The 25,551-nt window shown below is 66.0% G+C and carries 24 protein-coding genes and 1 pseudogene; 13 read left to right on the top strand and 12 right to left on the bottom strand.

The window, feature by feature from the left end; genetic code table 11:
* The first annotated feature begins 15 nt into the window (after window positions 1-15).
* Window positions 16-1,029, top strand: coding sequence for a proline racemase family protein (locus ACN6PJ_RS21575; RefSeq protein WP_427997853.1), 1,014 nt, complete (start codon window positions 16-18; stop codon window positions 1,027-1,029).
* 77 nt (window positions 1,030-1,106) lie between these two features.
* On the opposite strand, the gene ACN6PJ_RS21570 is transcribed toward ACN6PJ_RS21575, so the two are convergent.
* Genes ACN6PJ_RS21570 through ACN6PJ_RS21555 form a run of 4 tightly spaced genes read right to left on the bottom strand, consistent with a single transcriptional unit; the run spans window position 1,107 to window position 5,398 of the window.
* Complete coding sequence (locus tag ACN6PJ_RS21570; protein ID WP_427997852.1) at window positions 1,107-2,702, bottom strand: GMC family oxidoreductase; 1,596 nt, start codon at window positions 2,700-2,702, stop codon at window positions 1,107-1,109.
* 32 nt (window positions 2,703-2,734) lie between these two features.
* Window positions 2,735-3,538, bottom strand: coding sequence for a shikimate dehydrogenase family protein (locus ACN6PJ_RS21565; RefSeq protein ID WP_427997851.1), 804 nt, complete (start codon window positions 3,536-3,538; stop codon window positions 2,735-2,737).
* Between the two features lie 15 nt (window positions 3,539-3,553).
* The gene (locus tag ACN6PJ_RS21560) at window positions 3,554-4,540 is read right to left on the bottom strand and encodes a transketolase family protein (protein ID WP_427997850.1); all 987 of its coding nucleotides are present in this window, start codon (window positions 4,538-4,540) and stop codon (window positions 3,554-3,556) included.
* Entirely contained in the window at window positions 4,541-5,398 is an 858-nt protein-coding gene (locus ACN6PJ_RS21555) for a transketolase (RefSeq protein WP_427997849.1), read from the bottom strand.
* Window positions 5,399-5,523: 125 nt separating this feature from the next.
* Here ACN6PJ_RS21555 and ACN6PJ_RS21550 point away from each other — a divergent pair, with 125 nt between their 5' ends.
* Together ACN6PJ_RS21550 and ACN6PJ_RS21545 are read left to right on the top strand one after the other, a co-directional pair.
* On the top strand, window positions 5,524-6,228 hold the full coding sequence (locus tag ACN6PJ_RS21550; protein ID WP_043543953.1) for a GntR family transcriptional regulator: 705 nt from the start codon (window positions 5,524-5,526) through the stop codon (window positions 6,226-6,228).
* 9 nt (window positions 6,229-6,237) lie between these two features.
* The gene (locus ACN6PJ_RS21545) at window positions 6,238-7,308 is read left to right on the top strand and encodes a glycerol dehydrogenase (RefSeq protein ID WP_427997848.1); all 1,071 of its coding nucleotides are present in this window, start codon (window positions 6,238-6,240) and stop codon (window positions 7,306-7,308) included.
* A 51-nt stretch (window positions 7,309-7,359) separates the two neighbouring features.
* Here ACN6PJ_RS21545 and ACN6PJ_RS21540 read toward each other — a convergent pair whose 3' ends face one another.
* From ACN6PJ_RS21540 to ACN6PJ_RS21530, 3 genes are read right to left on the bottom strand one after another with little or no spacing between them, the layout of a single operon-like run.
* On the bottom strand, window positions 7,360-8,295 hold the full coding sequence (locus tag ACN6PJ_RS21540; protein WP_427997847.1) for a 3-keto-5-aminohexanoate cleavage protein: 936 nt from the start codon (window positions 8,293-8,295) through the stop codon (window positions 7,360-7,362).
* On the bottom strand, window positions 8,288-9,244 hold the full coding sequence (locus ACN6PJ_RS21535) for a 3-hydroxyacyl-CoA dehydrogenase (protein WP_427997846.1): 957 nt from the start codon (window positions 9,242-9,244) through the stop codon (window positions 8,288-8,290). Before ACN6PJ_RS21535 ends, ACN6PJ_RS21540 begins: the two co-directional genes overlap by 8 nt.
* Window positions 9,244-10,026, bottom strand: a complete 783-nt coding sequence (locus tag ACN6PJ_RS21530; RefSeq protein WP_427997845.1) for an SDR family oxidoreductase — start codon at window positions 10,024-10,026, stop codon at window positions 9,244-9,246. The genes ACN6PJ_RS21535 and ACN6PJ_RS21530 overlap by 1 nt, the downstream gene beginning before the upstream one ends.
* A 326-nt stretch (window positions 10,027-10,352) precedes the next feature.
* On the opposite strand from ACN6PJ_RS21530, the gene ACN6PJ_RS21525 reads away from it, so the two are divergent.
* From ACN6PJ_RS21525 to ACN6PJ_RS21500, 6 genes are all read left to right on the top strand, one after another.
* Window positions 10,353-11,552 carry an ABC transporter substrate-binding protein gene (locus ACN6PJ_RS21525; protein ID WP_427997844.1) on the top strand — a complete coding sequence of 400 codons (1,200 nt, stop codon included), beginning with the start codon at window positions 10,353-10,355 and terminating at the stop codon, window positions 11,550-11,552.
* Window positions 11,553-11,663: 111 nt separating this feature from the next.
* Window positions 11,664-12,530: a branched-chain amino acid ABC transporter permease gene (locus ACN6PJ_RS21520; protein ID WP_427997843.1), complete on the top strand. Its 867-nt coding sequence runs from the start codon at window positions 11,664-11,666 to the stop codon at window positions 12,528-12,530.
* Between the two features lie 22 nt (window positions 12,531-12,552).
* On the top strand, window positions 12,553-14,334 hold the full coding sequence (locus ACN6PJ_RS21515; protein ID WP_427997842.1) for an ABC transporter permease subunit: 1,782 nt from the start codon (window positions 12,553-12,555) through the stop codon (window positions 14,332-14,334).
* Window positions 14,327-15,031: an ABC transporter ATP-binding protein gene (locus ACN6PJ_RS21510; RefSeq protein WP_427997840.1), complete on the top strand. Its 705-nt coding sequence runs from the start codon at window positions 14,327-14,329 to the stop codon at window positions 15,029-15,031. Before ACN6PJ_RS21515 ends, ACN6PJ_RS21510 begins: the two co-directional genes overlap by 8 nt.
* 19 nt (window positions 15,032-15,050) lie before the next feature.
* Window positions 15,051-16,046, top strand: a complete 996-nt coding sequence (locus tag ACN6PJ_RS21505) for an NAD(P)H-quinone oxidoreductase (protein WP_427997839.1) — start codon at window positions 15,051-15,053, stop codon at window positions 16,044-16,046.
* On the top strand, window positions 16,043-16,837 hold the full coding sequence (locus ACN6PJ_RS21500) for an SDR family oxidoreductase (protein ID WP_427997837.1): 795 nt from the start codon (window positions 16,043-16,045) through the stop codon (window positions 16,835-16,837). The genes ACN6PJ_RS21505 and ACN6PJ_RS21500 overlap by 4 nt, the downstream gene beginning before the upstream one ends.
* A gap of 6 nt (window positions 16,838-16,843) precedes the next feature.
* Here the strand turns inward: ACN6PJ_RS21500 and ACN6PJ_RS21495 are convergent, their stop codons facing one another.
* Window positions 16,844-17,503: a thiopurine S-methyltransferase gene (locus ACN6PJ_RS21495; protein WP_427997836.1), complete on the bottom strand. Its 660-nt coding sequence runs from the start codon at window positions 17,501-17,503 to the stop codon at window positions 16,844-16,846.
* Window positions 17,504-17,644: 141 nt separating this feature from the next.
* Between ACN6PJ_RS21495 and ACN6PJ_RS21490 the strand changes: the two genes are divergently transcribed.
* Window positions 17,645-18,415: a hypothetical protein gene (locus tag ACN6PJ_RS21490; protein ID WP_427997835.1), complete on the top strand. Its 771-nt coding sequence runs from the start codon at window positions 17,645-17,647 to the stop codon at window positions 18,413-18,415.
* Between the two features lie 12 nt (window positions 18,416-18,427).
* Here the strand turns inward: ACN6PJ_RS21490 and ACN6PJ_RS21485 are convergent.
* Together ACN6PJ_RS21485 and ACN6PJ_RS21480 are read right to left on the bottom strand one after the other, a co-directional pair.
* Window positions 18,428-19,183: pseudogene (locus ACN6PJ_RS21485) on the bottom strand (YoaK family protein); the annotation flags it as partial.
* Between the two features lie 82 nt (window positions 19,184-19,265).
* Window positions 19,266-20,312 carry an aldo/keto reductase gene (locus tag ACN6PJ_RS21480; RefSeq protein WP_427997834.1) on the bottom strand — a complete coding sequence of 349 codons (1,047 nt, stop codon included), beginning with the start codon at window positions 20,310-20,312 and terminating at the stop codon, window positions 19,266-19,268.
* Window positions 20,313-20,601: 289 nt separating this feature from the next.
* Between ACN6PJ_RS21480 and ACN6PJ_RS21475 the strand changes: the two genes are divergently transcribed.
* Window positions 20,602-21,564: an AraC family transcriptional regulator N-terminal domain-containing protein gene (locus ACN6PJ_RS21475; protein ID WP_427997833.1), complete on the top strand. Its 963-nt coding sequence runs from the start codon at window positions 20,602-20,604 to the stop codon at window positions 21,562-21,564.
* Between the two features lie 47 nt (window positions 21,565-21,611).
* Here ACN6PJ_RS21475 and ACN6PJ_RS21470 read toward each other — a convergent pair whose 3' ends face one another.
* Window positions 21,612-22,430 carry a 2-keto-4-pentenoate hydratase gene (locus ACN6PJ_RS21470; protein ID WP_427997832.1) on the bottom strand — a complete coding sequence of 273 codons (819 nt, stop codon included), beginning with the start codon at window positions 22,428-22,430 and terminating at the stop codon, window positions 21,612-21,614.
* Between the two features lie 136 nt (window positions 22,431-22,566).
* Between ACN6PJ_RS21470 and ACN6PJ_RS21465 the strand changes: the two genes are divergently transcribed.
* Together ACN6PJ_RS21465 and ycaC are read left to right on the top strand one after the other, a co-directional pair.
* Window positions 22,567-23,511 carry a LysR substrate-binding domain-containing protein gene (locus ACN6PJ_RS21465; protein WP_427997831.1) on the top strand — a complete coding sequence of 315 codons (945 nt, stop codon included), beginning with the start codon at window positions 22,567-22,569 and terminating at the stop codon, window positions 23,509-23,511.
* A gap of 178 nt (window positions 23,512-23,689) precedes the next feature.
* Window positions 23,690-24,316 (top strand): isochorismate family cysteine hydrolase YcaC, encoded by a 627-nt coding sequence (ycaC, locus tag ACN6PJ_RS21460; protein WP_427997830.1) that lies wholly within the window; start codon window positions 23,690-23,692, stop codon window positions 24,314-24,316.
* A 38-nt stretch (window positions 24,317-24,354) separates the two neighbouring features.
* Here the strand turns inward: ycaC and ACN6PJ_RS21455 are convergent, their stop codons facing one another.
* Complete coding sequence (locus tag ACN6PJ_RS21455) at window positions 24,355-25,503, bottom strand: sterol desaturase family protein (RefSeq protein WP_427997829.1); 1,149 nt, start codon at window positions 25,501-25,503, stop codon at window positions 24,355-24,357.
* Window positions 25,504-25,551: the final 48 nt, after the last annotated feature.

The raw sequence follows: 25,551 nt of genomic DNA, 5'->3' as shown, positions 1-25,551 counted from the left end.
TCTGGAGCCACAGTCATGCGCAAGCAAGACGCGTTCGATGTCATCTATACCCATACCGAAGGCGAGCCCCTGTGCATCGTGCACAGCGGCATTCCCTACCCCGCCGGATCCACCATCCTGGAGAAACGGGCGTTCCTGGAACAGAACTACGACTGGCTGCGCAAGGCCCTGATGCGCGAGCCCCGCGGACACAAGGACATGTTCGGCGTCTTCCTCACGCCTCCATCCAGCCCCGATTACGACGCCGGCCTGATCTACATCGACGGCACCGAGTACTCGCACATGTGCGGCCACGGCACGATCGCCGTCAGCATGGCCATGGTCGCCCACGGCCTGGTCGCGCGCGGCAAGGACGGCATCACCAAGATCCGCTTCGAAACGACGGCCGGGCTGGTAGTGTCGGAAGTGGCGTCCGAAGGCGACAACGTGCTGTGGACGCGCTTCGAGAACGTGCCGGCCTATGTCGCCGCTCAGGACATCCCCGTGGAACTGCCCGGCTACGGCAAGCTGTCGGCCGACATCGTCTGGGGTGGCAACTACTTCGGCATCGTGGACCTGTCCGGCTGCGACCTTCGGATCTCGCCGGACAACGGCACCGAGCTGTCGCGCATGGGCCTGATCGTGCGCGACCAGCTCAACGCGCGCCAGCGCATCCAGCACCCGACCGAAGCGCACATCAACAACCTGAACTTCATCACCTTCTGGCACCAGCCGACCATCGAGGGCGCGTTCTACAAGAACGTGCACGTGTTCAGCGCCGGCCAGCTGGACCGCTCGCCTGGCGGCACCGGCACCAGCGCGATGATGGCCATGTTCGAGGCGCGAGGGAAAATGGGCATGAACCAGCCGATCAAGTCGGAAGGCCTGCTGGGCAGCGGCGTGTTCGAGGGCTGCCTGCTGGGCGAAGTGGATCTGAACGGCACCCGGGCCGTGCGGCCGACGGTCAAGGGCACGGCCAGCATCCTGGGCACGGCGCGCTGGGTCATCGACAAGAACGATCCGGTGGGCGCGGGTTTCCTGATCCGCTGAGGCGCCGACGCGTTGCCGGCGCAGGCGACCCGGGAAAGGCCTGCGCATGGCGAAGGCCGCTACCCGGGCGCCTGACGCTAGGCCGCGGCGTCCTCCAGGATCATCTCCGCCCCGCGCTCGGCCACCATCATGACGGCCGCCTGCGTATTGCCCGACACCATCTTCGGCATGACGGAAGCGTCCACCACGCGCAGGCCCGACAGGCCATTCACGCGCAGGCGCGGGTCGGTGACCGCCGCGGCGTCCGAGCCCATGCGGCAGGTGCCGATGGGATGGTAGATGGTCTGGCCGTTGCGCCGCGCGAAATCCAGCCATTCGTCGTAGCTTTCCACGCCCGAGCCGGGACTGACCTCCGCCTCCACGTAGGGCCGCAGCGCCGGCTGGCCGACGATGCGCCGCGCCACCTGCATGCCGCCCACGAGACTGTCGCGGTCCACCTGGGCGGACAGGAAGTTCGGACGGATCGACGGCCCGGTCAACGGATCGGCGGATTTGATGTGGATGGATCCGACCGATTCGGGCCGCAGTTGCGCCACGCCGATCGTCATGCCGGGATGCCGGTCCAGGATGCGCTCCGCCGCGTTCGCGTAGCTGGCGTGCACGAAGAAGTACTGCACGTCGGGCGCGGGCAGGTCCGGCGCGCTTTTCACGAAACCGTGCACCAGCCCCGTGCCCAGGGTCAGGATGCCCTTGCGGCTCGCGTAGTAGCGGGCCACCTGCCGGGCCAGCCGCCATCCGCGCGACATCTCGTTCAGCGTCACCGTCCCTTTCACCCGCCAGTTCATCCGCGTGGCGAAGTGGTCAATGTAGTTCTCGCCCACCTGCGCCTGCGCATGCACCAAGGGAATTCCGAAGGACTGCAGCAGGGCCGGATTGCCCACGCCGGACAGTTCCAGCAGTTGCGGCGACTGCACCGCGCCAAGGCACAGCAGCGTCTCGCGCGCCGCCCGCGCCGTCCGCTCCTGCCCGTTCTGCCGGTAGGCCACGCCCACGCAGCGCTTGCCTTCGAAGACCAGCCGCGTCACGTGCGCTCCGCATTCGACGCGCAGGTTCTTGCGGCCTGACGCCGGGCGCAGATAACCGTCCACCACGCTCCACCGCCGGCCCCGGTGCTGCAGCACCTGGTAGTAGCCGACGCCTTCCTGACTGCCGCTGTTGTAGTCGGGGTTCAGCGGCTGGCCGTCTTCCTGCGCGGCGCGCAGGAACGCGTCCGACACCGGAAAACGTTCAGCCACTTCTTCCAGTCGCATGGGACCGGACTTGCCGCGGCCTTCGCCGCCCCGTTCGTAGTGTTCGATCTTGCGGAACAGGCGCTCGGCCTGCGCGTAGCCCCAACCGGTGGCGCCGGCGGCCTCCCAGCCGTCATAGTCCCGAGGCTGGCCGCGCACGTAGATCATGCCGTTGATCAGCGTCGACCCACCCACGCCCTTGCCCCGGGGCACGGCGATCGTGCGGCCGTATACATTGTCCTCGGGTTCGGTGGCGAAGCGCCAGTTGTAGTCCGGGTTCACCAGGAGCTTGGAAAAGCCCGCCGGGATGGAGATCCACATGCTGCGCGCTTCGTGCCCCGCCTCCAGCATCAGCACACGGTGCCTGCCGTCCGCGCTCAACCGGTTGGCCAGGATGCAGCCGGCCGTGCCGCCGCCCGCGATGATGAAATCGTAGTCGTCCATGGTTTTCCAGAGTCCGTTACGGCTGCGGGGCCCTACTCGGCGCCGGCCACGCCCAGCATCTGCGCCATCAGTTCGATCTGGCATGCCAGCATCGGCGCGCCGTAGTGCACCTTGCAGCCCCGGGCCTGCGCCGCCAGCAGCAGCGCGGTATCGCGCGGCTGCATGATGACTTCGCATACCAGCTGGTCCGGCGTCAGCCGGCTGGCATCCAGCGGCAGCGCGTCGTCGGGTTTCATGCCCAGCGACGTGCCGTTGACCACCAGGTCGTGCCCCGAAGGATCGGCCGTGCCGATGGCGATGGCGGCGCCCGGATGCAGGGACAGGATCCGCGCCTTCAGGTCCTCCGCCTTGGCCACCGTGCGATTGGCGATGGTCAGCGTCGACACGCCGGCCTGGACCAGGGCGAAGCCGATCGCATTGGCCGCGCCGCCCGCCCCCGCCAGATAGGCGCTTTTCCCTTCCAGCGATACTCCTGCCGTCTGCAGGCCGCGCACGAAGCCCTCGCCGTCCAGCATGTGCGCCACCAAGCGGCCGTCGGCCTCGCGGCGCACCACGTTCGCGGCGCCGATCTTGCGGGCCACCGGGGTCGCATCATCGACCAGTTCCAGAATGGCCGTCTTGTGCGGGATGGTGACGATGACGCCTCTCAGGTTGTCCAGCCGCCGCAGCCCTTCGACCGCGGCCGCCAGGCCTTCCGGCCGGACGTGCAACGGCACGCAGACGCCGTCGAAGCCGATCCTGGCGAAATGCTCGTTCATGCGCTGCGGCGTCTTCACGTGATGGATGGGATCGGCCAGGATGCCGAACAGGCGGGTGTTTCCGCTGATTTCCTTCATGTCATTCTCCGTCGTTCAGGCCTTGAGCCATTCACGCGCCACCTCGCCGATGCCGGCGGCATCCAGCTTGTAGTGCGCATAGAGGGTCGTGGGAGGCGCGATCAGGCTGTATTCGTCGTAGATGCCGTGACGGCGCAGGCGGGTGCCGGCGCCTGCGTCGGCCAGCACTTCGGCCACGGCCGAACCCAGCCCGCCCAGCACGTTGTGCTCTTCCACCGTCAACAGCATGCGGGAACTCCCCGCGGCCGCGAGCACGGCGTCCCGGTCCAGCGGCTTGATGGTCGGCATGTCGATCACCCCCACGGACAGCCCTTCTCCGCGCAACTGCTCGGCGGCGGCGAGCGCAGCATGCACGGTGATGCCGCAGGCGATGATGTTCAGGTCGCCGCCCATGGAATGGACGATGGCGCGGCCGAATTCGAAAGGCGCGCCGTCCTCATAGACCTGCGGATCGCGCCCGCGCCCGATGCGGAAGTAAATGGGTTCGGGCCAGTCCACCGAGGCCTTGATCGCGGAAGCCAGCTGCGGCCCGTCGGCCGGCGACACGACCGTCAGGCCAGCCAGGGCGCGCATCGTCGAAATGTCCTCGGTGGCGTGGTGCGAGGTGCCGTAGAAGCCCAGGCTGATGCCGGTGTGATGACCGATCAGCCGCACGGGCAGCTTGGTGTAAGCCACGTCCATGCGGATCTGTTCGCAGCACAGCAGGCCCAGGAAAGAGGCGAAGGTCGCGACGAACGGCATCATGCCGGTGGTCGCCAGGCCGGCCGCCGCCGACACCATGTTCTGCTCGGAAATGCCGAACTGGATATAGCGGTCGGGATGGGCCTGCGCGAAGCGATTCAGGCCGTTGGAGTACTGCAGGTCGGCCGAGCCGGCCACCACGGGATGGCCCTGCGCGGCCAGCTCGATCAGCGCGTCCGAAAGATAGGAAAGCCCGGGGTTCACCGCGTTCAGCGCGCGGTACTGCCAGGAATCGGGGGAAAGCGTCTGTGCGTGTGCCATTCAGATCTCGCGGGACATGATTTCGTCGATGGCGCCTTGCGCGTCTTGCGGCGCCAGATAGCCCAGGTGCCAGCCCGGTTCGGTCTCCATGAAGGAAACGCCCTTGCCCTTGACCGTCCTGGCGATCACGCAGGCCGGCTGCTCGCGCCCCTGGTCGGCGCGCAGACGGCGCAGCAGCGCGGTCAGTTCGCTCAGGTTGTGGCCGTCGACCTCGTGCACTTCCCAGCCGAACGCGCGCCATTTTTCCCGCAGGGACTCGACGCCCATCACGTCGTCCACCTTGCCGTCCAGCTGGTAGCCGTTGCGGTCGACGATCGCGATCAGGCGCGACAGGCGGTTGTGCGCCGCGAACAGGGCCGCCTCCCAGACCTGCCCTTCCTGCATCTCGCCGTCGCCCAGCATCACGAACACGTTGAAGTCGCGCCCGCTCATGCGGCCGCCGACCGCCATGCCCACGCCGTTGGACAGGGCATGGCCGATGGAGCCGGAACTGAAATCGACGCCCGGGACCTTGGTCATGTCGGGATGGTCGCCCAGCGGGCTGCCCAGGCGGGTGTACCCGTCCAGCAGTTCACGATCGATGAAGCCGTGATCCGCCAGCACCGGGAACAGGCCGACGGCCGCGTGCCCCTTGCCCATCAGGAAGCGGTCGCGGTCGGGCCACTGGGGCTCGCCCGGGCGCAGCCGCATGACGTCGTAGTACAGCGCGGCGAAGATTTCCGCGCACGAGAACACCGAGCTGTAGTGCCCGACCTTGGCGATCTCGATCAGCCTGATTGTCTCCAACCGGATAAAGCGGGCCTTTTCCCGCAATAGCCGGAGCTCCTCATCCGAGGGAGCCTCCCTTTCCTGGCGCATGGCGTCTCCTGCCGTTGTTAGGATATATGATATATAATATACCCATTGAGCTTGAATTGGCCATGGCGGGCTAGAATTCATCCCGAATCCGCCCTATCCATCAATACAGCAAGCCAGCAACCCCTATGTCGAGCCTTAAACCGGTAAAGAAAGAGAACCTCTCCGTCAGGGTCTACAACGAAATCCGCAATGCCCTGATCAACGGGCAGTACGAACCCGGAGAGCGCCTCATCATTGGTGAGCTTGCCCAGGAAATGGGCGTTTCCATCACGCCCGTGCGCGAGGCCATCTTCCGGCTCATCAGCGAGCAGGGCCTGGAAATGCAGGCGGCCACCGCGGTCTACGTGCCCTACGTCAATTCGGAGAAGCTGCGCGAGATCCAACAGATCCGCTTCCACCTGGAAGGCATGGGCGCGGCCGAGGCGGCGCAGAACATCACGCGCAAGCAGCTGGACAACCTGATCGCCCTGCAGCGGGATTTCATTTCCTGCACTTCCACGGACCCCAAGCGCGCCAGCTACCTGAACCGGAAGTTCCACTTCGCCATCCTGGAAGCCAGCAACAAGCCCATCCTGCGCAACACGGTGGAATCGTTCTGGGTGATTACCGGTCCCATCCTCAAGGTGTTCCACGTCAAGACGTCGGGGCTGGACTACTCGCAAGACGAACACCGCCACGAGGCGGTGCTCCAGGCCCTGGAAGCGCGCGATTCCGAAGCGGCCAGGCAAGCCATCCAGGCCGACTTGGTCTGGGGCGGCAAAATCATGATCGATTGGCTGGTCGAGCGCGAAAAGGAACTCGACTACCGTCCTCCCCAGTCCCGCAAATAGGAAGATCCGATGCTGAAGATTTTTGGCGCCCCCGGCCGCTACATCCAGGGGGCCGGCGCCCTGGACACCCTGGGCCAGTACGCAGCCCTGTTCGGCCGCCGCGCCGCCCTGGTCATCGACAGCTATGTCCATGGCGTGCTGGGGCCAAGAATCGAAGCGCTCTGCGCGGCCCACCAGGTGGCGCTCGTTCCTCTGCTCGTCGAAGGCGACCTGACGCCGGAGGTCATCGCGAACTTGCGCGCGCAAGCGGCGCCGGCCGGCGTGGACATGGTGATCGCGGTCGGCGGCGGTAAATCGCTGGACGCCGGCAAGGCGGTCGCCAAATCCACGCACTGCCACCTGATTACCGTGCCCACCGTCGCGTCCAACGACGCGCCGACCAGCAAGAACTATGTTCTGTACGACGCCCATCACAACCTCCTGGCGGTGGAGCACATGCTGTTCAACCCCACGATCGTGCTGGTGGATACTGCCGTCATCGCCACCGCGCCCGCGCATTTCTTCCGCGCGGGCCTGGGCGACGCGATCTCGAAGAAGTTCGAGGCCGAGCAGTGCCAGCGCAACGGCGGCAGGAACATGTACGACGGCGCGCCCCCGCTCACCGCGCAGTTCATCGCCGACGGTTGCCTGCGCACGCTGCTGGCCGACGGCGCTGACGCGGTGGCGGCGGCCGGCAGCGGCCAGCCCACGCCAGCGTTCGAGCGCGTGGTGGAAGCAATGATCCTCATGAGCGGTCTCGGTTTCGAAAGCGGCGGTCTGTCCATCGCCCATGCCTTGACGCGCGGGCTGCCCAAGATCCCTGGCCTGGCCACCTCGCCGCATGGCCTGCAGGTCGCCCTCGGCCTGTTGGTGCAGCTGGATCTGGAGCAGCGCGCCGACGGCATGCTGGCCGACCTGACGCAGTGGTACGCCCAGGTGGGGTTGCCCACTACCCTGCGCGCGCTGGGCGCCGCCGGCACGCCGTCCGACGCGGACCTGGCGCTGGCCGCGGAACTGAGCCTGAAGGCCCGGCACGCCGCCAACTTCGATCGCGCGCTGGACACCGGCGCCCTGGCGGCCGCCCTGCGCCGCCACGCATGACCCTTCGGCGGCCGGCGGGGCCAGCGCCCCGGCCTGCCCGCCGCGGCGCCGTCAGAACGCGACGTTGTCCCCGCCCTTGAGGCCCAGCTTCGCGCGCGCTTCGTCCGGGGTGGCGATCTCCAGGTTCAAGGCTTCCAGGATCGTGCGGATGCGTTCCACCTGGATGCGGTTCGATTCGGCCATCTTGCCCGGACCGATCCACAGCGAATCCTCCAGCCCCACGCGCACGTTCGATCCCATTGCGGCGCCGATGGTCGCCAACTGCATCTGCGCGCGGCCGGCGCCCAGGATCGACCACTCGTATTCGTCGCCGAACAGACGGTCCGCCGTGCGCTTCATGTGCATCAGGTCTTCCGGATGCGGGCCGATGCCGCCCAGGATGCCGAACACCGATTGAATGAAAGGCGGCGACTTCACCAGGCCGCGGTCCACGAAGTGGGCCAGGTTGTACAGGTGGCTGATGTCGTAGCACTCGAACTCGAAGCGCGTGCCGTTGGCGTTGCCCAGCGTCAGGATGGATTCGATGTCCTGGTAGGTATTGCGGAAGATCAGCGAACGGCTGTTTTCGAGATGCTCGCGCTCCCAGTCGTGCTTGAACTCCTTGAAGCGGCCCAGCATGGGAAAGAGACCGAAGTTCATCGATCCCATGTTCAGCGACGCCAGTTCCGGCTTGAAGGTGGTGGCGGGGCGCATGCGCTCTTCCACCGTCATATGCGGACTGCCCCCGGTGGTGATGTTGATGATGGCGTCCGTTTCATTCTTGATGCGCTCCAGGAACGGCTTGAACAAGGCGGGGTCCTGGGAAGGCTTGCCGGTCTGCGGATCGCGGGCGTGCAGGTGCAGCACCGCGGCCCCCGCCTGGGCCGCGCCGATGGCCGCTTCGGCGATCTCGTCGGCCGTGACCGGCAGGTGCGGGGACATGCTGGGAGTATGGATGGCGCCCGTCACGGCGCAGGTGATGATGACTTTCTGTTTGGGCTTAGCCATTGTCGTCTCCGTTGGTTTGCTTGTGGCGCATCAGGCGCATCAGCTTTTCATCGCGCCAGAAGCGGCGCTTGGCAAGATCATCGGCGGGCAGCAGGGAACGCCGTTCGTCCGACAGCGCATCCACCAGGGCGCCCTCCCACGCGACGCATTCTCGCTGGGTGGCGCCGATGGACTTGTACAGGCCGCCATAGCGCGCGCAATAATCGGCAATGCCGCCGGGCGCGTTGAGGTCTATGGTTTCGAACGGCCCCATGAACGACCAGCGCAGGCCCAGGCCGTCCTTCACGGTCGCATCGATGTCCTCTGCGCTGGCGATGCCCTCGCTGACGAGCCGGAAAGCCTCGTGCAGCAGCGCGCCCTGCAGGCGATTGAGAACGAATCCTTCGATTTCCCGCTTGACCAGCACGGGTTTCTGGCCGATGCCCGCCATCACGGCACGCGCGCCGTCCAGCGCTTCCTGGCTGGTCCAGGGCGCCGGACACAGCTCCACGACCGGGATGAGATAAGGGGGATTGACCGGATGCGCCACCAGGCAACGGTGCCTGCCCGGCAGGTGCTCGGTGAACTGGCTGGCCGGGATGCTGGAAGTGGAGCTGCCGATGATGGCCTGCGGGTCGGCCGCGGCGTCCAGTTGCGAGAACAGCGCGCGCTTGATTTCCAGCTTCTCCGGGGAGTTTTCCTGGATGTAGCTCGCGCCCTTCAAGGCCGCCTCCAGGCTGCCCGCGGCCTGGACGCGCTCGATGACGGCGTCCGCGCCCGCCAGCAGCCCCTGGCTTTCCAGTTCGATCAGTTGCTGCCGTATCAGGCCCCGGGCTTCGGCCAGCATGGAGGCGTTGACGTCGTATAGCCGCACGTCCCAGCCCATGCGGGCGAATACGATGGCCCATCCCTGCCCGATCAGGCCCGTACCGACGATGGCGGCGCAGCGCGCCGGTTCGACGGCGCCCATCAGTAGAGCTTCTGCGTGAAGCCGTCCACCACGATGGCCTGCCCCGTCACGCTGCGGGCGGCCTCGCTGGCGTTGAACAGCACCATGTTGGCGATATCGCGCGCCGTGACCATGCGGCCGAGCACGGCCTGGTTTTCGTAATGCGCGGCGATTTCCTCCACCGGGCGGCCCAGCGTGTCCGCCTTGGCCGCGATGACGGCGCGGATGCGCGGCCCCTCGACGGCGCCTGGAAGGATGGCGTTGACGCGGATGCCATGGGCGCCCAGCTCGATCGCCAGCGATTTCGTGAACCCGATCACCGCCCACTTGGAGGCCGAATACACGGAACGCCCGGCGAAGCCAAGGTGCCCGGCTGCCGAGGACAGGTTGATCATCACACCCGCCTTGGACTCCTTGAGCAGGGCGATCGCCTGCCGCGCGCATAGGAACTGCCCCGTGATATTGACGGCCAGCGTCCGGTCCCAATCGGCCTTGGAGAGGGTCTCGACATAGCCGGTGGGGCCCGCCACGCCCGCGTTGTTGACGAGGATGTCGAGCCCGCCCAGTTGCTGCCGGACCGCCGCGAACAACGCTGCCACGCTGCCTTCGTCCGACACATCGGCGACGGCCGTATGCACGCCCGGCAATTCCGCCGGCAGCGCGGCCAGACGGGCTTCGTTCACGTCGCACACGAACACCGTGGCGCCCGCGTGGTGGAACACCTTGGCCATTTCCAGGCCCAGCCCATCCGCGCCGGCGGTGATCAGCACCCTTTTGCCGGCGAAATCCACTTCCTCGAACATGCGTCTGTCTCCTAGATTCTTATGAAAAGCGCGTGTTTGATGATATACGATATATGAAAAAACCAAGCGCTTTCCAACTCCATCAGCAATGATTCCGCTCATCGGATGACGCCATCGGATAGAGGGAAAGCACCCATCGTTAACCCTGATAATCGCCCGCTAAGTCTTTATTCATGCGGCTTTAGGGAATTCCCCGATTCTTTGGGTTACGACCCCAACTAGAATCCAAGGCGGGGTTTTCTACCCGGCCGGCAGATATATCATATATTTAAAAAAGACAGGCAATGTAAGAGCCTGCATCCCATACCGACAAAGGAGCGTAGACAGTGTTCAAGTTCAACAAAATTGTTTTGGCGCTGGGCGTGTGCAGCGCGCTGGCGGCCGGCAACGCGGCGGCAGACATGAAGGTGGGCGCCCTCTTTCCGTTCAGCGGCGCGCTCGCGCTCCTCGGCCAGGAGAGCTATCGCGGCCTGGAACTGGCCGTCAACGAGATCAACGCCGCCGGCGGCGTCAACGGCGAGAAGATCGAAATCATCAAGGCCGACGCCGTCGATCCGACGCAGGCCGTGTCCGAAACCAAGCGCCTGATCTCGTCCAACGTGGTCGGCGTCTTCGGCAGCTACGCATCGGGCATCTCGTATGCCGCCTCGCCCGTCACGGAGCTGGCCGGCGTGCCGTATTTCGAGCTGGGCGCCACCGCGCACAAGATCACCACGCGCGGCTACAAGTACCTGTTCCGCAGCAATCCCAATACGGCGCTGTACGGCGTTTCGGTGGTGAACGCCCTGCACGACACTATCGCGCCCGGCATGGGCCTGAATCCCAAAGACATCAAGATCGGCATCATCCACGAAGACGGCCCGTACGGCACGGACGTGGCGGCCACCGAGAAAAAGCGCGCCCAGGAACTGGGCTACACCGTGGCCGAGGTGCTGCCCTACTCCGCCAAGGCGGTCGATTTGTCTTCGCTGATCCTGCGTCTGAAGGGCTCGAAGGTCGACGTGGTGCTGCAGACGGCCTACCAGAACGACGCCATCCTGTTCTTCAGCCAGGCGCGCGCCGCGGGCTTCAAGCCCAAGGTGATCATCGGCGCGGGCGGCGGCTATTCGCTGGCCGACACGGCCAAGGCGGTGGGCGCCGACATGAATGGCGTGTTCGACCTGGACTTCCCCCAGGCCTCCATCAATCCGGCCGGCGCCCCCGGCCTGGACAAGTTCCTGGAAGCCTACAAGGCGACCTACAAGAGCGACCCGCAATCGGGCCACAGCCTGACCAACTACGTCGGCGCCAAGGCCTTCTTCGAAGCCATCGGCAACGCCAAGTCCACGGACAAGGACAAGATCCGCGCCGCGGTCCTGGCCTATAAGAAGCCGGCCGGCCAAACCGCCAACGGCTGGGCCTTCGACTTCGGCGAAGACGGCCAGAACAATGCATCCACGTTCTACGTGATGCAGTGGCAGGACGGCAAGCTCGTCACCATCGCGCCCGGCAACCTCGCACTCGGCAAGCCCGTCTTCAAAAAATAAGCCTAGGCCCGCGCTCGGGCGCTCGGGGGCGCCCGACGTATTCCGAGGTCCGCGCGCCCCGCCCTCGCCGACAGCACGGCGGGGGCGGGGCCGCCACTAAGAGGTTGCAACATGGAACTATTCATTCAACTGGTCATCAACGGCCTGTTGCTGGGCGGCGCGTACACCATCATCAGCCTGGGGCTGACGCTGATCTTCGGCGTGGTGCGCGTCGTGAACTTCGCTCACGGCGAATTCCTGATGATAGGCATGTACCTGGTCTATCTGATCGCCGCGCAGCTTGGCGTCCATCCCTATGCCGGGCTGGTGCCGGTCGCCATCATCCTGTTCGCGCTGGGCGCATTGACGCAGAAAGGCATCATCCAGCCGCTGCTCAACGCCGATCAGCACATCCAGATTTTCGCCACGGTGGGCGTGTCCACCATTCTCCTGAATCTCGCCCTGGTCATTTTCGGTGCCAACGTCTATCGCGCGCCGGTGGAACTGGGCACCAGCGCCATCGACGTCGGCCCGTTCTCCATGGTGACGGGCCAGCTCATCACCTTCGTGGTCGGCCTGAGCCTGGCGGTGCTGCTGCACGTCTTCATGCACCGCACCTATCTGGGCCGCGCGCTGCGGGCCGTGGCGCAACATCGCTACGCCGCTACCCTGATGGGGGTGAACGTCAACAACGTCTACGCCATCGCGTTCGGCCTGGGCACGGCCTTCGTCGGCATCGCCGCGGGCTTGCTGGCGCCGCAGTACCCGGTCTTCCCCACGGTAGGCACGTACTTCGTGCTGACGGCTTTCGTCATCGTCGTGCTGGGAGGGCTCGGCAGCCTGTACGGCGCGGTGGCGGGGTCGATGATCATCGGCATCGTCGACACGCTGGCCGGCTTCTACATCGCTCCCGACCTGAAAGAGGTCGTGTATTTCGGGATCTTTCTCTTGATCCTTGTCTTGCGTCCGAACGGCCTGTTCGGCGTCGGCACCGAGTGATCAGAACAACAAGGAGCGAGACGTGTTTCCCGATTTTCGACATCCCAAAGCTTACGTCAGCCTCATTCTGCTGATCGTGATGTTCCTCGTGCCCGTCGTCATGGGCACGCCTTTCTGGACCAATCTCTTCGTCCTGCTGTTCGTGTTCTCGGCCCTGTCGGTGGCCTGGAACATCGTGGGCGGCTACGCCGGCCAGCTCTCCCTGGGCCATGCTGTGTTCTACGGCATCGGCGGCTACACCGCCACGCTGCTGACGCAGAACTTCGGCATTTCCCCGTGGTTCGGCATGCTGGCGGGCGCCGCGATTTCGGCGGCGGTCGCCATCCTGATCAGCTACCCCACGCTGCGCCTGCGCGGCCCCTTCTTCGCGCTCGCGACCATCGCCATTCTCGAGGTGGTGCGCCTGCTGGTCATCCATGAGGAAAGCTGGACGGGCGGATCCAGCGGCATCAGCCTGCCGCTGAACATCGGCTGGACCTGGATCGTGTTCCGCGAGAAGATCAACTACGTGATCATCGCGTTCGGCCTGTTCCTGCTGGTGACCTGGGTCTCCTGGTACATCCGCAAGTCGCGCATCGGCCATTACCTGATCGCCATCCGGGAACGCGAGGACGCCGCGCTGGCCGTGGGCATCCATACGGTGCGCATGAAGATCATCGCCGCCGTCGTGTCGGCCGTGCTGACCAGCATCATCGGCACGTTCCACATCACCTACCTGACCTTCGTGGATCCCAGCTCGGCGTTTTCCCTGGAACTCTCGATCCAGGTCGCCATGTTCGCCCTGATCGGCGGCCTGGGCACCGTGACCGGCCCGATCGCCGGCACCTTTCTGGTCCTGCCCATCGCCGAACTGGCGCGCGGCTGGCTCAGCAGCGTGGGCAACGGCATGCACGGGCTGATCTATGGCCTGATCCTGGTGGGCGTGGTGCTGACCATCCCGCGCGGCCTGGCGGGCGCCTTCGGGCCCGCCATCGAGCGCTGGCTGGCCCGGCTGCCCTACCTGGGAACGCCCCGCGCCAAGCGCAAGCTGGCGGACGAGCTGCGCCTGCACGGCGCGGTCCGTTCCGAGCAGCCGGTGCTGAAGGCCGACAAGCTGTTCAAGAGCTTCGGCGGCCTGCGCGCCACCAACGACGTGTCGCTGACGCTGAACCAGAACGAGATCCTGGGCATGATCGGGCCGAACGGCGCGGGCAAGACCACGGTGTTCAACCTGCTGTCGGGGTTCCTGTCTCCGGACAAGGGCGGCATATCGATGCTGGACGCACATGGCAACTGGGTCACCTGCAAGACGCCCGACGAGTTCGCGCACCAGGGGCTGGGCCGCACCTTCCAGATCGCCAAGCCGTTCACGGGGCTGACCGTGCTCGAGAACATCATGCTGGGCGCGTTCATCCGCACGTCGGACCGCGACGAGGCCGAGCAGATCGCGCTCAAGGTCGCCGAACAGACCGACCTGGTGAAGTACCTGAACACCGAGGCGCGCAGCCTGACGGTGGGCGGAATGAAACGCCTGGAGGTCGCCCGCGCGCTGGCGATCAAGCCCCGCATCCTGCTGCTGGACGAGGTGATGGCGGGCTTGAACCCGACCGATATCGAGAAATCCATCCAGATGATCCGGCGCATCCGGGATTCGGGGGTGTCGGTGCTGCTCATCGAACACATGATGCAGGCCACCATGGCGCTATCCGACCGCATCATCGTGCTGAACGAAGGCGCCGTGCTGGTCAGCGGCGCGCCCAAGGACGTGGTAGAGAACCCCGCCGTCATCGAAGCCTATTTGGGCAAGGAGTACCAGGATGCTTAAGGTTTCGAACCTGTCCGCCGGATACGGCAAGAGCCAGGTGCTGAACGGACTGAACTTCGAGGTCAACGCCGGCGAGATCGTCACGCTGATCGGCGCCAACGGCGCCGGCAAGACCACCACGCTCAAGGCGCTGTGCGGCGTCATCGGCGCGATGGGAGGCAAGGTTGAATTCGAAGGCCAGGACCTGACCAACCGCAAGCCCTACGACATCGTGGATGCCGGCATCACCATGATCCCCGAGGGCCGTCAGCTGTTCCCGCACTTCACCGTGCGCGACAACCTGCTGATGGGCTCGTACAAGCGAGCGGCCCGCCCCATCGTGCAACGCAAGCTGGACGAGGTGCTGGGCATTTTCCCGCGCGTCAAGGAACGCCTGAACCAGTACGCCGGATCGCTCTCCGGCGGAGAGCAGCAGATGGTGGCGATCGCGCGCGGCATGATGGCCGATCCCAAGCTGCTGGTATTCGACGAACCCTCGCTGGGCCTTTCGCCGCTGCTCGTGCAGCAGATGTTCGACGTTATCCGCAACGTCACCTCGCACGGCGTGACCGTGCTGCTGGTGGAGCAGAACGTGTTCCGCACGCTGCGGCTTGCCGACCGCGGCTACGTGCTGGAGAACGGCGCCATCGTGCGCACGGGAACCGGCGCCGAGCTGCTCAGCGACCCTCACGTGAAGAAGGCCTATCTGGGCCATTGAATCCAAGGAACGATTTTTCATGTCTTTACGCTGCACATTCATAGACCATGGCAAGGGCGGCGCGCCCGATTGCATGCGCATCGCCGACCGCGAAATGGACGCGCCCCTGGGGCGCCAGGTACTGATCGAAGTCGCCTACGCCGGGGTCAACCGCCCCGACGTGCTGCAACGGTCGGGCTCCTACCCGCCGCCTCCCGGCGCCTCGCCCTACCTCGGGCTTGAAGTGTCGGGCACGGTCATCGCCGCCGGCCCCGACGCCACCGCCTGGAAAGTCGGGGACCAGGTCTGCGCGCTGACCCCGGGCGGCGGCTACGCCCAATACTGCCTTGCCGACGAACGCCATTGCCTGCCGGTGCCGCGCGGCCTGGACCTGCTGTCCGCTGCCGCCATACCCGAGAACTACTTCACCGTCTGGACCAACGTGTTCGACCGCGCCCGCCTCGCGGCCGGCGAGCGATTCCTGGTGCACGGCGGCTCCAGCGGCATCGGGTTGACCGCGATCCAGCTGGCGCGCGCCTTCGGCGCCGAGGTCTGGACCACGGTCGGCAACCCGGAAAAAGCGAAAGCCTGCATGGCCGCGGGCGCTCACCACGCGCTGGTGTACCGCGACGTCGATTTCGAGGCCGAGGTGCGCCAAGGCAGCGGCGGGCCGGGCGTGGACGTTATCCTGGACATGGTGGGCGGGGCCTACATCAACAAGAACCTGCGGCTGCTCGCCGTCAATGGCCGGCTGGTGCAGATCGCCTTCCTGGAAGGCAGCAAGGCCGAGATCGACGCCATGCCCATCATGACCAAGCGCCTGCAGTTCACCGGATCGACCCTGCGGCCCAGGTCGGACGAGGACAAGGGAGAGATCGCCCGGTCCCTGGCTGACAAGGTCGTGCCCCTGATGGAGAAGGGGCAATGCCTGCCGTTGATACACGAAGTGTTCCCGCTGGCCGAAGCCGCCCGGGCGCATGCGCTGATGGAGAGCAGCAAGCACATCGGCAAGATCATGCTGAAGGTGGCCGCATGAGCGCGCAGCATGGGGGCACGCCCGGAACCCCGCGCTTCAAGGACCAGGTCGCGATCGTGACCGGCGCCGTCGGCGGCATCGGCTCGGCCATCGTCGAAGGCTTCCTGGCCGAGGGCGGCCGCGTCGGGCTCATCGACTTCAATTCGCAAGGCGGCCAGGCCTACGAAAAGGAGTTGCGCAAACGCGGCCACGACGTCTGCTTCGTGCACGCGGACGTGGCGCGCTTCGAGGAATGCCAGGCCGCCTACGAACGCATCACCCGCGAACTCGGCCCGGCCGCCATCCTGGTGAACAACGTCGGCATCTCGCCGAAAACGGATGGACGCGCGCTGAAAGTGTGGGAAATGCCCCCGAAGGAATGGGAAACCGTGGTTTCGGTGAACCTGAACAGCGTGTTCTACATGACGCACCTGGCCACGCCGCACATGGTCAAGCAGCGCCAGGGCCGCGTGATCAATATGTCTTCGGTGGCCGGCAGGGCATATTGCGATATCGTGGCCGCGCACTACGCGGCGACCAAGGCGGGGCTGATCGGCCTTACGCGCCACTGGGCCGCCGAATTGGGCGAACACCAGGTCACGGTGAACGCCCTGGCTCCGGGCCGCATCAGCACGCCCCTGCTGAAAACCGTGCCCAAGGAGATCAACGACGCCGTGGCGCAGGCGACCGCCTTGCGGCGCCTGGGCACGCCGCAGGAAGTCGCGGACGCCTGCCTGTTCTTCGCGTCGGACCAGGCGCGCTTCGTCACCGGCCAGGTGCTGGACGTGGCCGGCGGATGGCTGATGACCTGAGGCGGTTCAGGGTTGTGCGCCCAGGTGGTACACAACCGTGTCCAGCCGGCTGACGCCCGCGGCCAGGAATTTTGGCTCTTTTTCGAGGATGTCGCGGCGGTCGATGATGCGGGCGGGCGACACCTCCGCGAACATCGCCTGGACCTCGCTATCCACGACGGAAAACGGCGGTCCCGGCATCTCTTCCTGGGGATAATCCAGCGTAATCAGCAATCCCTGGTAGGCAGGCGACAGCTGGCCATAGACATGGCGCACATAGTCGGCGCGCATGGTTTCCGGCAGAGCCACGAGCGCGGCGCGGTCATAGGCGCCGACGCAGTGCGACAGGACTTGCGCGTCCAGCTTGAAGATGTCGCCGCAGATGATCTCGATGTTGCCTGCCACGTAATGCTTGCCGTAGATGGACTGGTGCGTGAGCGGCTTGAGCTCGTTCTCCTGGAAGAACTGCTCCACCGCCAGTTCCGAGAGCTCCACGCCCAGCACCGGATTGCCCTGCGAGGCAAGCCAGATCATGTCCAGCGACTTGCCGCAAAGCGGCACCAGCACCCGGCCTTCCTTGGGCACGCCCAGCGTGGGCCAGTACTTCTGAAGCAGCGGCGTCACCCGCGATTGATGAAAGTGCGTGCGGCCTTCGCGCCACCGCTCCAACCAGAATTCCGCGTCCATACCGAGTCAGCTCCTCCTTGTGAGTCCGCGCCGCGCCGGGTGCTTCGCCCCGTCCTGTTTCCCGCGCTGCGGGTGTAGGGCATTGTAGTCCGCCCCGCTTGCGCGTTCCGCTCCCGCCGGAAGTCGGATATCGTTGCTGCCATGTCCGCAAAACGCCGCTCGCTGTTGATCCTGCCGATTTCCCTGCTATGTGCGCCGCCGCGCGTCGGGGCCGCGCCTCCGGACCGCGCCGCCATCATCCGGCAGGCGTTCAAGACGCCGGCCGCCGCTCTGGCCTACCGGCCCGAGCACGCGGCGCTGATGCGCCTGCTGCGCGTGCTGTGGGTACCCGTGGAATCCGGCGCCCCGGGAATCGAGTTCGAGGACCCGCTGGGCCCGGACTCCCTGTCGATCGCGCGGGCGGCGCTGAAGACGTCCGACGACTCCCAGGCGATCCGGACATTGGCGGAGGTCGGCCTGCTGGTTCCGCGCTACGTCGCAGCCTTGGGCAGGCTCGCGCCAGGCCGCTACGCGCTGCCCGCGGAAATGACGCCGGCTTTCGATTTCCCGGAAAGCGGCGTGGACTCCGGCGGTGGGTTCGCGCTGCGCGAGGAACACCTCACGCTACTGCGCGCAGCCGTTTGGCGGACGGTGGACCGTAACTCAATCGAATCCGTGCTGCGCGAAGGCGCCCGCTACTGGCCCATGCCCTACATCGACGGCAAGCGGCCATATGGCGATAGCAGCTACTACCAGACCGATATGGCGCGGCTGCTGGGAGAGCCCTATTCGGTGGACTCCCAAGGCTATGCCCTTGCCGACCGGGCCAAGGATGCCCGCATGGAAAGGCTGCATCGCGAAACGCTGGCCGCGCTCCAGGTATTCCTGGCGTATTCCTCCCCGCGCGCGCCCACCCGGCCGCTGCGTCGATGACACGCGCTAGACGCGCTGGAGGAATGCGCGGATATCGTCCACGATGGGCACCACGGCCAGCAGCATCAGCATCAACGCCAGGGGCAGCGTGGAGCCGAACCCGAAATGGAAAAATGAATAGGCGCCCGCCACGCCTCCGATGAAGAACAGCGCGACCAGCAGGCCCAGGACGATGAGCTTGGCGCGGTCCGCCCTTACGGGCGCCGCCGCCGTCGGCGTATCGGCCCGGGCCACGTTCCAGTAGAACAGCTTGCCCAGCTCGATGCCGATGTCCGTCACCATGCCGGTGACGTGGGTGGTGCGGATTTCGGACCGCGAGACTTTGGTGATCATCGCGTTCTGCAGACCCATGATGTAGCAAAGCAACATGACGGTGCCCGGCACGTAGAACCAGCGCAGCGTTTCCAGGTTGGCGCCGAGCAGGCCGAAGCCCAGCAGCAGCACGGCCTCGAACAGCAGCGGCAGCGCGTACTCGCTGGCCAGGCGCGAACGGCGACCAAAGTTGATCAGGAAGGCCGAGCTTGCCGCGCCGGCCAGGAAGGACAGCAGCGCCGCCAGCCCTTGCAGGACCACGACCAGCCCGCCCAGTGCCATGTGATCGGCCATCATCGATACGATGCCGGACATGTGCGAGGTGTACTGCTGCACGGCCAGGAAGCCGCCGGCGTTGACCGCGCCGGCGGTAAAAGTCAGGAAATAGGCCAACTGCCGGTTGGCCTGCGGGCTTCGGCTCACCGCCGTGAGCCTGCGCAGGTAAGGAATAGCCACGCGGGTACCTTGAATATATCGCTCGCACCAGGAGCGAGCATTCTAGTCCCCGGGACCGCAAACGAGGCAGGCTGGAACCGTCCTAGACGGCGTTCGCCTCGCTCAGCTGCTTGCGCCGATACTCCCCCTGCCGCACGTGCATCCAGCCGGGGTACTCGGGCGGCAGGGCGCTTACCTCGTCCAGCGCCGCCAGTTCCTCGTCCGTCAGCCGGATGGCGGTGGCGGCGAGGTTGTCGTCCAACTGGTCAACACGCTTGGCGCCGATGATGACGCTGGTCACCACGCGCTGATGCAGCAGCCACGCCAGGGCGACCTGCGCCACGGAGACGCCGCGCGCGTCGGCGATCCTGCGCAGGGCATCGATGCTGTCATAGGCGCGGTCCCGGTCCACCGGCGGGAAGTCGAACGCGGCGCGGCGGCTGCCCTCCTCGGCCTTGCCGTCCCGGCCGTACTTGCCGCTGAGCAGCCCCCCGGCCAGGGGACTCCACACCATCAGCCCCACGCCTTCGCTTTGCAGCATGGGCGCGATCTCACGCTCCAGGTCGCGGCCCGCGATCGTGTAATACGCCTGCAGCGATTCGAAGCGCGCCAGTCCCAGGCGCTCGGCGATGCCCAGCGCCTTCATGATCTGCCATGCCGCCCAGTTCGACACGCCCACGTAGCGGACGTGTCCGTGCTGCACCAGGTTGTCCAGCGCCCGGACCGTTTCCTCGACCGGCGTGGCGGGGTCGAAACCGTGGATCTGGTAAAGATCGATGTGGTCCAGCTGAAGCCGCGACAGGCTCTTCTTGATGCCGTCCATGATATGCGCGCGCGAATTGCCGCGGGCATTGGCGCCGGCGCCCGTCTGGCCGAAGACCTTGGTGGCGATGACCACGTCGTCGCGCGCCACTTTCAGGTCCCGCAGCGCCTGGCCGGTGATGATCTCGGACCGGCCCTCGGAATAGACGTCGGCGGTATCGATGAAATTGACGCCGGCGTCCAGCGCCCGCCCGACCAGACGGTTGGCGTCCTCCTGCTGCAGGCTGCCGATCTTGCTCCACAACTCGCCTTCGCCGCCGAAGGTCATGGTTCCGAGGCATAGTTCCGATACGAACAGGCCGGTGCTTCCGAATTTCTTGTACCGCATGATGGACTCCTTTCAGGGACGCGGCAGGCGGTCTGCCAGCCGGGATCGGGACAGTATGCGTCTCGGAGCCGGCCGGTGCGCTGCTCGATACTGCCCGCTTTTTGCCTGATTCTCCGGCGATACCCCGGAACCGCCGCCGGACGCCCATTCCTCCGATTTTTTTGCCTATTCCTACGCGCCCGGGCGCCATGCCTGTTTGGACGGCCGACTTGGGCCTACACTGGCAATCGCCTAATCCTCTGCTGCCCCGCCGCCGCGCGCGCCGGACGGCACGCGCCCGGAGCCTCCCATGTCCCAGACCCCCATACTTCCCGTCGATCGCGCCGGCCCGCCGGCAACCGCCGAATACGAGCCGGCGCGGCGCGAGTTGCTCTGCACCCTGGAACGCATGACAGGCGATCTGGAGGGATCGCTGGATACGCCCATCGAAGGCCTGTACCTGCACCGCCTATCTCAGCCGACCGGCGCGAAGCCCGGGCTGCAGCGGGCCGCGCTGGCGGTCATCGCGCAGGGCTCCAAGCGCCTGCTCATCGGGGACGAGGCTTTCGAGTACGACCCGTTCCATTACCTGATTTCGTCGGTCGACCTGCCGGTGGTGGCCAAGGTTTCGGTCGCCAGCCCGGAACTGCCCTATCTGGGGCTGCGCCTGGACCTGAACGCCGAAGAGATCACGGAGCTGATCAGCGACGAGAACCTGCCTCCCCTGGTGGCCGCCGAAGCATCGCGCGCCCTCAGCGTGAATCCGCTGGGCGGATCGCTGCTGGACGCGGTGCTGCGCTTGCTGCGCCTGCTGGATACGCCGCGCGACATTCCCATTCTCGCGCCCATGGTCAAGCGCGAGCTGCTGTACCGCCTGTTGATGAACGGCCAGGGCATGGTGCTGCGTCAATCCGTGCTGCAGGACAGCCAGCTCAACCGGGTGGCCAAGGCCATCCGTATCCTGCGGGACAATTACGCGCAGCCGTTGCGGGTCGAGGAGATCGCGCGCGACGTGCACATGAGCGTGTCGTCGCTGCACCACCATTTCAAGCAGGCGACCGCGATGAGCCCGCTGCAGTACCAAAAACATCTGCGCCTGCAGGAAGCGCGCCGGCTCATGCTGACCGACGATGCCGGGGTCGCGCTGGCCGCGCATGCCGTGGGCTATGAAAGCTCGTCGCAATTCAGCCGCGAGTACAGCCGCCTTTTCGGCACGCCGCCGCTGCGCGACAAGCAGCGCTGGAAGGACGAGACCGCCTCGGTGGCCGCCTGAGGCAGATCCCCCCGGCGCCTGCGGGATCTGCCCCCGTCGCAAGCCCCTCAATCCTCGAATACGATGCACATGCCCGGCAGGCCGATGCCATCCAGCGCGGTGGTCCAGGTCTCGCCCGCATGCACGGGGTAGGCCCGGGTAAGCGTGCCGGTGGAAACGAGTTCGCCCGCCTGGATGGCGTCGTCAGCCGGGCGGTCGGCCAGCACGGCCAGCAGATGGGCCAGGACCGCCAGCGGGCTGCCGAGCACGTTGGCGCCGCAGCCCGTTTCGCGCACGACGCCATTGCATGACAGGCCGATCTGGAAACGCGCCAGGCGCTCTGCCAGCCCGGGCCCCAGGCTGGCCGGCTCTTTCGGCGGGCCGATGTACAAAGCCCCATGGAGGGCGTTGTCCGCCACCGTATCCGCGGCCTGGAACCGCCACGCCGGGTAATGCGATTGCACCAGTTCAAAACCGTGCGCGATCCAGTCCACGCAGTCCAGGAGGCGGGCCGGATCGCTCGTTTGCGGCGGCTGGACGCCGAAATGCAACACGACTTCCGGCTCGATGCGCGGCTCGACATAGCGGTCCAGCCGGCAGCGGAATTCGCCTGCATCGTCCTGGACGACCGTATGCGCATAGATCCTGCCCCAGACCGGGAAATCCACCCCCAGCGCGGCCCACATCGCGGGATTGGTAAACCCGATCTTGCGGCCGGCGGCCTGCGCGCCTTCCGCCAGCCGAGCCCGATGGATCCGCGCGGCCACCTCATACGCTTCGTCCAGGCCGAAGCGCGGGTATCTCGCCGAAATCGGGGCGATGGAAGCGGCGTGGTCCTGCGCCGCCTTGATGTCGCGGGCGAGAGCCGCGGGGTCGCAAGCTGGCATGGAGGCTCCTGGAAGTACTCACTGTATCGGGAAAACCGGCTGCCCGGCACGGCTTGCGGGAAGCTGCCATTTTTGGCCATTGCCGTTATATGCTCTTCCCGACGTCCTATTTTCGGAACAGCCGGGAGCCCCTCGCATGCATGACTTGAATGACCTTTATTACTTCGTCCAGGTCGTCAAGAATGGCGGGTTCGCCCCAGCCGGCCGCGCGCTGGACATCCCCAAGTCCCGGCTCAGCCGGCGCATCGCGCTCCTCGAGGACCGGCTGGGAGTGCGGCTCATCCAGCGCTCCACGCGCAGCTTCGCCGTGACCGAACTGGGTCAGGAATACTTCGAGCAGTGCCTGGCGATGCTGGCCGGCGCGGAAGCCGCGCAGGAGGTCATAGACCGCACCCGCGCCGAACCCCAAGGCACGATCCGCATGAGCGCGCCGCCCGCGCTGATCTACTACTTCCTGGGGGACCTGGCCGCGCGATTCATGGTGCAGTGCCCCAAGGTCCACGTGTATCTGAAAAGCTTCAGCCGCCCGGTGGACGTGCTGCGCGAGGGCTTCGATATTGCCGTGCGGGTGCGATTCGGCCCCCTGGAGAGCAGCGACCTTGTCATGAAACCCCTGGGCACGAGCCGCCAGAGCCTCGTGGCCAGCCCGGCGCTGGCAAGCGCCATTGCGCGGCCGAGCGACCCGCAAGCCCTGAGCCAGGGCCCCACTCTGGCGCTGGGCACCGAGCAGAGGGAATCGCATTGGCACCTGGAAGGACCCGACGGTTCGCGCCAGGTCGTGCCGCTCACGCCGCGCCTGGTAACGGACGACATGCTGGCCCTGAAGCAGGCGGCGCTGCGGGGCGTGGGCGTGGTGGCCCTGCCCCTGTTGATGGTCCGCGAGGAACTGGAAGCCGGCACGCTGGTGGACGTGGGCGCCCCCTGGCAGCCCGAATCGGGCAGCGTCCATGCCGTCTTTCCTTCGCGCCGGGGCCTGTTGCCCGGCGTGCGGGACCTGCTGGATTTCATGAGCACGGAATACCAGGAGGTCGCCCGGCGCGAGTATGACGCGCACAAGGGCCACGGCCGCTCCGGGTCGTAGCGGCCGGCGCGCTCATCGTCCGACGGGTAGGACGCAGAAACCTATTTTTCGTGTCTACACAGCGAGATGGGTTGACCCTAGGATGATTGATCCATCCGTCGGATTTGCCCCCCCAGCGCCCAAGACGATCGGCCGCAGGACCTCGATCATCGCGGGCGCCCATTTCCTGGAGAATGCTATGACCAAGCCTTATGTGAAGCTCGACAAGACCCAGGCGGCGGTGCTGCTGGTCGACCACCAGGTAGGCCTGCTGTCGCTGGTCAGGGACTTCCAGCCCGACCAGTTCAAGAACAACGTCCTGGCGTTGGCCGACCTGGCCGACTACTTCAAGCTGCCCACCATCCTGACCACCAGTTTCGAAGATGGCCCCAATGGCCCGCTGGTGCAGGAACTGAAGGACAAGTTCCCCAAGGCGCCCTACATCGCCCGTCCCGGCAACATCAATGCCTGGGACAACGAAGACTTCGTCAAGGCCGTCAAGGCCACGGGCAAGAAACAATTGATCGTCGCGGGCGTCGTCACCGAAGTATGCGTGGCCTTTCCGGCGCTATCGGCGCTGGAGGAAGGCTTCGAGGTGTTCGTCGTCACCGATGCCTCCGGCACTTTCAATGAAGTGACCCGCCACGCCGCCTGGAGCCGCATGGAACAGGCCGGCGCGCAACTGATGAGCTGGTTCGGCGTGGCCTGCGAGTTGCACCGCGACTGGCGCAACGACATCGAGGGCCTGGGGACGCTGTTCTCCAATCACATTCCGGACTACCGCAACCTGATGGCGGCGTACTCGACCGTCAAGGCGGGCAGGTAGCCGGGAAACCCGGACCGGTGGCGCGGGGCGCCGCCGGCCTACTTCTTGCGGACGAACGGGTAGGCCTGCTGCGCCAGGAAGGTGCCCGGCATGTCGTTGTCCAGGATGCCGTAGTTCTCGGGCAGGCGGTTTCGCACCCCGCGCACCGCGGTGCCGAAAAAGTAGTCGATGAACGACAGATGGGCGGCGTAGTTCCTGTCGATCGCCTCGGTATCCGACGAGTGGTGCCAATGGTGGAAATCCGGCGTCACGATGATGTAGCGCAGCCAGCCCCAGGGCAATTTCACATTGGAATGGATCAGCACCGCCTGGAAGCCGACGATGATGATATAGGCGTCCAGCACCGCCTTCGAGAAGCCCAGCGCGAACAGCACGCCCAGCACCGCCACGCGGGTGATCAGCAATTCGACGATATGCAGGCGCGAGCCGGCCAGCCAGTCGAGCGTGCGCGTGCTGTGGTGGACCGCGTGTATGCGCCACAGGAACGGCACCTCGTGATAGGCGCGGTGCGCGGCGTATTGCACCAGGTCCGCCACCAGCACGGCCAGGAACAATTCCACCAGATAGGGCAGCGACACGATCGCCTGTTGCAGGGGCTCGTAGGCTGCCCAGGAAAACAGGCGGTGCACGAAGAAATTGATGCATAGCAGCACCGCCCCCACCGACAGGTGATTGAACAGGAAGTGCTTCATGTCCACCTGCCAGTCCACGCGGAACACCGGCTGGCCGGGGTATAGCGGGAACAGCTTTTCGAAGATGATGAAGACGGTGCTGGAAGCGAGCAGGTCCAGGATGAACCAATCCAGGCCCAGGTAGGGGTGGTTGCCCGTGTTGGACGTGGTCACCACCACGTCGCTGCCGCCGGCGGCCACCGCGCCGCAGACCAGGACGAAGGCCGCGATGTTCAGCCAGCGCTGGCGGCCCAGGACGGTGTTGGCGAGGGCGATCGTGCCGGACACCAGCAGCGCGCTGAACAGCAGGGCCCGCATCGCGTCCACGGAATAGAAGCTGCGCAGCTCCGGCGTCGTGAGGTAGGCCGGAAAATGGAAGGCCAGCACGCCCAGGACGGCCAGGATCGCCAGGAATAGCGCGATCACGCCGCTGATCATCCCCGTGCCGGGGCGGATGCGCCCGTCCTGCTTGAATAGCTCGAAGACCTGCCGGTAAATGGGCGCGCGCTGTTTCATTTCACTGTTATGTGACCACGGGGATGCGAGTGTATCCCCGTGCCCGGA

It is taken from the genome of Achromobacter sp., from assembly GCF_050285585.1.
Classification (GTDB): Bacteria; Pseudomonadota; Gammaproteobacteria; order Burkholderiales; family Burkholderiaceae_B; genus Achromobacter.
This window is presented reverse-complemented; position numbering and strand designations above follow the sequence as displayed.

Bases quoted from the DNA above. Each gene is read 5' to 3' on its own strand.
- ACN6PJ_RS21575 (WP_427997853.1), top strand. From the start codon at position 16: ATGCGCAAGCAAGACGCGTTCGATGTCATCTATACCCATACCGAAGGC.
- ACN6PJ_RS21570 (WP_427997852.1), bottom strand. From the start codon at position 2,702: ATGGACGACTACGATTTCATCATCGCGGGCGGCGGCACGGCCGGCTGC.
- ACN6PJ_RS21565 (WP_427997851.1), bottom strand. From the start codon at position 3,538: ATGAAGGAAATCAGCGGAAACACCCGCCTGTTCGGCATCCTGGCCGAT.
- ACN6PJ_RS21560 (WP_427997850.1), bottom strand. From the start codon at position 4,540: ATGGCACACGCACAGACGCTTTCCCCCGATTCCTGGCAGTACCGCGCG.
- ACN6PJ_RS21555 (WP_427997849.1), bottom strand. From the start codon at position 5,398: ATGCGCCAGGAAAGGGAGGCTCCCTCGGATGAGGAGCTCCGGCTATTG.
- ACN6PJ_RS21550 (WP_043543953.1), top strand. From the start codon at position 5,524: ATGTCGAGCCTTAAACCGGTAAAGAAAGAGAACCTCTCCGTCAGGGTC.
- ACN6PJ_RS21545 (WP_427997848.1), top strand. From the start codon at position 6,238: ATGCTGAAGATTTTTGGCGCCCCCGGCCGCTACATCCAGGGGGCCGGC.
- ACN6PJ_RS21540 (WP_427997847.1), bottom strand. From the start codon at position 8,295: ATGGCTAAGCCCAAACAGAAAGTCATCATCACCTGCGCCGTGACGGGC.
- ACN6PJ_RS21535 (WP_427997846.1), bottom strand. From the start codon at position 9,244: ATGGGCGCCGTCGAACCGGCGCGCTGCGCCGCCATCGTCGGTACGGGC.
- ACN6PJ_RS21530 (WP_427997845.1), bottom strand. From the start codon at position 10,026: ATGTTCGAGGAAGTGGATTTCGCCGGCAAAAGGGTGCTGATCACCGCC.
- ACN6PJ_RS21520 (WP_427997843.1), top strand. From the start codon at position 11,664: ATGGAACTATTCATTCAACTGGTCATCAACGGCCTGTTGCTGGGCGGC.
- ACN6PJ_RS21510 (WP_427997840.1), top strand. From the start codon at position 14,327: ATGCTTAAGGTTTCGAACCTGTCCGCCGGATACGGCAAGAGCCAGGTG.
- ACN6PJ_RS21505 (WP_427997839.1), top strand. From the start codon at position 15,051: ATGTCTTTACGCTGCACATTCATAGACCATGGCAAGGGCGGCGCGCCC.
- ACN6PJ_RS21500 (WP_427997837.1), top strand. From the start codon at position 16,043: ATGAGCGCGCAGCATGGGGGCACGCCCGGAACCCCGCGCTTCAAGGAC.
- ACN6PJ_RS21495 (WP_427997836.1), bottom strand. From the start codon at position 17,503: ATGGACGCGGAATTCTGGTTGGAGCGGTGGCGCGAAGGCCGCACGCAC.
- ACN6PJ_RS21490 (WP_427997835.1), top strand. From the start codon at position 17,645: ATGTCCGCAAAACGCCGCTCGCTGTTGATCCTGCCGATTTCCCTGCTA.
- ACN6PJ_RS21480 (WP_427997834.1), bottom strand. From the start codon at position 20,312: ATGCGGTACAAGAAATTCGGAAGCACCGGCCTGTTCGTATCGGAACTA.
- ACN6PJ_RS21475 (WP_427997833.1), top strand. From the start codon at position 20,602: ATGTCCCAGACCCCCATACTTCCCGTCGATCGCGCCGGCCCGCCGGCA.
- ACN6PJ_RS21470 (WP_427997832.1), bottom strand. From the start codon at position 22,430: ATGCCAGCTTGCGACCCCGCGGCTCTCGCCCGCGACATCAAGGCGGCG.
- ACN6PJ_RS21465 (WP_427997831.1), top strand. From the start codon at position 22,567: ATGCATGACTTGAATGACCTTTATTACTTCGTCCAGGTCGTCAAGAAT.
- ycaC (WP_427997830.1), top strand. From the start codon at position 23,690: ATGACCAAGCCTTATGTGAAGCTCGACAAGACCCAGGCGGCGGTGCTG.
- ACN6PJ_RS21455 (WP_427997829.1), bottom strand. From the start codon at position 25,503: ATGAAACAGCGCGCGCCCATTTACCGGCAGGTCTTCGAGCTATTCAAG.